The organism is Leucobacter soli (genome assembly GCF_042659205.1).
GTDB lineage: Bacteria > Actinomycetota > Actinomycetes > Actinomycetales > Microbacteriaceae > Leucobacter > Leucobacter soli.
Genome location: NZ_JBHSRW010000406.1, coordinates 1 through 1,044, shown reverse-complemented (window position 1 = coordinate 1,044; position 1,044 = coordinate 1). Strand labels below are relative to the sequence as shown.

The 1,044-nt window shown below is 60.1% G+C and carries 1 protein-coding gene; it reads left to right on the top strand.

What is annotated here, in order from left to right:
- Positions 1 to 1,027 (top strand): IS110 family transposase (locus ACFPZL_RS13560; RefSeq protein WP_382335912.1); only part of this gene is annotated, 1,027 nt, incomplete at its 5' end.
- Between the last annotated feature and the right edge of the window lie 17 nt (positions 1,028 to 1,044).

Sequence of the window (1,044 nt, the reverse complement as noted above, 5' to 3'; positions counted from 1 at the left end):
AACCGGCTCCTACGGGGCCGGCCTCACCCGCCACCTCACCACGCTCGGGCACCAAGTTATTGAGGTGATCCGCCCGAACCGTCAAGTGCGACGCATGAACGGGAAATCAGATCCCATCGACGCCTATGCGGCAGCAAAGACCGCGCTCACAGAACCGCATCAACCCACACCGAAATCGGGTGACGGTAATGCAGAACAGATCCGGTATCTCTTCACCGCCCGTCGGTCAGCGATCAAGGCACGCACGGCCGCGCAAGTTCAGATCAAATCCCTCCTGGTGACCGCCCCAACGTTCCTGCGTGAACGATTTCGTGATGCCACCGATGCGGCACTCATCACCGGCCTCGCAGACTTCGATATCCGCCCCTATCCCAAGCAGCAAGGCGTCGTGATGGCGCTCCGCGCGCTTGCACGCAGACACCGATACATTGCCGCTGAAATACGTTCCCTCGATCACGAGCTCGGGACCCTCACGACGTCCACGAACCCGGCACTTGCAGCCGCTGCGGGAGTGGGCCCTGTGACTGCGGCTCAGCTCCTGATCACTGCGGGAGACAACCCCGACCGTCTCCGTTCAGAAGCCGCGTTCGTGGCTCTCTGCGGGGCCAGTCCGATTCCTGCGTCCTCCGGCAAAACAAACCGACACAGGCTCAACCGCGGCGGCGATCGCCAAGCGAACTCTGCGCTCCATCGGATTGCTCTGGTACGCATGAGTCACGAGCCACGCACGAGAGCGTACGTCGAAAAGAAACGCGCCGAGGGGAAGAGCAGCAAAGAAATCATTCGCTGCCTGAAGCGAGCAATCGCGAGAGAAATCTTTACGCTCCTCACGAAAGAAGTCGAGATCCCGCGAGTCGACGACCTCAGGCCGCTCAGACAAGCACTCGGGATCACCCTGCAACAGGCAGCCGAACACTTCAACGTATGGATGAACAAGATCTCACGCATCGAGCGCGGCCTCGCACGCGATGACGAATTCGCTCTGGCATACCGAGAATGGCTCGAAACAAGCGCGCCTACAAGTTGACAAATATAGGAGCATCA